Source organism: Leyella stercorea DSM 18206 (assembly GCF_000235885.1).
Classification (GTDB): domain Bacteria; phylum Bacteroidota; class Bacteroidia; order Bacteroidales; family Bacteroidaceae; genus Prevotella; species Prevotella stercorea.
On record NZ_JH379385.1, the window covers coordinates 1 to 2,319 of the forward strand.

A 2,319-nucleotide genomic window follows, 5' to 3' on the forward strand; every position below is an offset into this window, starting at 1 on the left:
AGCCGTGACACAGTTCTGTTTACACTACCCAAATATCGTATTAAGAATTATAGGTATTGTAAATTCGTTTACCCCATCTCTTACTGGTAGTAATGTTGAAACAAAAGCATAACCGGTAACCATTATTATATAAGGAATGAGAATCTTCATGATGTAAGACGCAAATTCCTTATACGTTTTTCTGATGTTTACCAAATAGCCTGTAATCAACAAAAACGCTTGCATGAAAAAGAAGTTTATAAAGTTTTTTACGTCAGGGTATAGTGTACTGAAATTCACGATATGTATCATCACGACCATGCAGATAAGTACACATCTTTGATAATCTATATTGTTGTATTTCATCTTTCTTAGAGGGTGTGATGATTATATTTCAGGTTTTATTTATTAATTATCTTACCACAACGCAATCTTGCCTGCAATACCCAAATCAAGAGTGGCTGTTGCGATACCCAAAGCTTGGAATACACGACTCATTGTTGGCAATGTGATAACACTTGTACCTTTTTCCAACTTTGAAATTTGAGCACGCTGCACACCGATACGTTCACCAAGTTGTTCTTGCGTGAGGTTTTGTGCCAATCGAGCCTTGCGTATGGCTTCGCCTACAATATAGGCGTTCACATCTTCTTTGAGTTTAGTTTCCATTGCTTCACGCTCTGGTGTTCCTCTTCTACCCCAAAGTTTATCTTTCATATTGTCTGCTGGTATCAATTTCATCTGTGCCATAATGCTATTTATTTTTATTATTAAAGTACTCTTTTCTTATTTCTTCTGCTTTGGTAATTTCCTTTAATTGTGTCTTCTGAGTTTTCTTGACTATGCCATGTGTGGCAATAACCAAAGTCTCTTCCTCAGTATCCCAAAAGGAGAAAAGCCTGTAGCATATACCATTGTAGAGAGTTCGAAACTCCCATATCTCAGTATTCTCTAGTTTCTTGAAGATGTCAACTTTCATCACTCCTTCCTCAACCTTGAAGATGTTGTAGTATATCTTCTGCTGAGCTTTGAATGGCTGCGCATCCAAAAAGGCCTGTGCTTCTTCTGTCAACACCACTTTTAGCTTGTTGATGCCCATTTTGTTTTGAATTATGGTACAAAGATAATGCTTTGTTTCCAAACAGCGATACAAAATTTCGTTTTTCATCAAATCAGACCTCATTTTTAACACTCTCACGACTTGATAGGATCAGACACGCAACTTATTCACTCTTTCTTGACTTCGTCATTACGTACCCCAATATTTTCGGGTCATGGAGTAATTTGACTAAACATTGTCATCTGTAATCCACTCAACCCTCGGTCTAAGGTGTAGATTGTTACATTTCACGAACACATTTTCTCGCCATGGCAAAGCTTAAGTAAACTTAGCTCTGCTTATCTGGCTTAACGAAAACCTTCGGTTACTAAAGTTTCGCAAGTGAATATCTACAAGCTTTAACTTTATTTTGGAATAAAAAAGGCTCTAAAATTTGTGTAACTCACAAAAAACGAGTATCTTTATAATCGTCAAAGAATAAAGACGTCATTTAATTTTCTAAATTTTAGGAGGAACGATTATGACTAAAACAAGAGAAATCTACCGTTGCACGGTTTGTGGCAACGTGGTAGAGGTAGTGAATCCTGGAGCCATGCTCAGCTGCTGCGGTCAGCCCATGAAACTGATGAAGGAGAACACCACGGATGCGGCAAAAGAGAAGCATGTGCCCGTTATAGAACCGATCGAGGGCGGCTATCGTGTAAAGGTTGGAAGCGTAGAGCATCCGATGCTCCCAGAGCATTATATCCAATGGATAGAGTTGCTCACTCCTACCGATGTACTTCGCCATGAGCTACAGCCAGGCGAGAAGCCAGAGGTAATCTTCCTAACAGATGCCAAAGAGGTATCAGCTCGCGAGTATTGCAACCTGCATGGGTTGTGGAAAGGAGATGCCAACACATCACCTCACGATGAACACCATTGATCTTGGCTATGTAATTCCCGCTATTAGGACTTAAAGTGTACCCCCTAAGGGAAAATTCTTAAACAAGGGCGGCGTGGGTATGGCAGGATGCCATACCCTCCTAAACGAAAAAAGGTCTCCAAAGTCGTTTGACTCTGAAGACCTAAAGTAAAGAAGGCAGCCACCTACTCTCCCGCATTGCATTGCAGTACCATCGGCGCAAGCGGGCTTAACTTCTCTGTTCGGAATGGGAAGAGGTGGGACACCGCCGCAATAACCGCCTAATATTCGTTCGCCTGCGACAATTAGTAATTCTTAATTATTAATTCGTCGTGCGTATAAGTTAGACACGTTGATTAAGCAAAACTATTGTTAA

4 protein-coding genes and 1 rRNA gene are annotated in these 2,319 nt (G+C 40.1%); 1 reads left to right on the plus strand and 4 read right to left on the minus strand.

All coding sequences use genetic code 11. From position 1 onward, the window contains the following. Positions 1-24: 24 nt before the first annotated feature. From HMPREF0673_RS15035 to HMPREF0673_RS03140, 3 genes are read right to left on the minus strand one after another with little or no spacing between them, the layout of a single operon-like run. The gene (locus HMPREF0673_RS15035) at positions 25-345 is read right to left on the minus strand and encodes an acyltransferase family protein (protein ID WP_007897856.1); all 321 of its coding nucleotides are present in this window, start codon (positions 343-345) and stop codon (positions 25-27) included. Positions 346-396: 51 nt separating this feature from the next. Further along, on the minus strand, positions 397-729 hold the full coding sequence (locus HMPREF0673_RS03135) for a helix-turn-helix domain-containing protein (protein WP_007897857.1): 333 nt from the start codon (positions 727-729) through the stop codon (positions 397-399). Between the two features lie 4 nt (positions 730-733). Continuing rightward, the gene (locus HMPREF0673_RS03140) at positions 734-1,078 is read right to left on the minus strand and encodes a type II toxin-antitoxin system RelE/ParE family toxin (protein WP_040596307.1); all 345 of its coding nucleotides are present in this window, start codon (positions 1,076-1,078) and stop codon (positions 734-736) included. A 481-nt stretch (positions 1,079-1,559) separates the two neighbouring features. On the opposite strand from HMPREF0673_RS03140, the gene HMPREF0673_RS03145 reads away from it, so the two are divergent. Continuing rightward, the gene (locus HMPREF0673_RS03145) at positions 1,560-1,964 is read left to right on the plus strand and encodes a desulfoferrodoxin (protein ID WP_040596306.1); all 405 of its coding nucleotides are present in this window, start codon (positions 1,560-1,562) and stop codon (positions 1,962-1,964) included. A gap of 151 nt (positions 1,965-2,115) precedes the next feature. Here HMPREF0673_RS03145 and rrf read toward each other — a convergent pair. Continuing rightward, positions 2,116-2,228 (minus strand): 5S ribosomal RNA (rrf, locus tag HMPREF0673_RS03150). Positions 2,229-2,319: the final 91 nt, after the last annotated feature.

Coding starts and splice junctions, on each gene's coding strand:
- HMPREF0673_RS15035 (WP_007897856.1), bottom strand. CDS start 345: ATGAAATACAACAATATAGATTATCAAAGATGTGTACTTATCTGCATG.
- HMPREF0673_RS03135 (WP_007897857.1), bottom strand. CDS start 729: ATGGCACAGATGAAATTGATACCAGCAGACAATATGAAAGATAAACTT.
- HMPREF0673_RS03140 (WP_040596307.1), bottom strand. CDS start 1,078: ATGGGCATCAACAAGCTAAAAGTGGTGTTGACAGAAGAAGCACAGGCC.
- HMPREF0673_RS03145 (WP_040596306.1), top strand. CDS start 1,560: ATGACTAAAACAAGAGAAATCTACCGTTGCACGGTTTGTGGCAACGTG.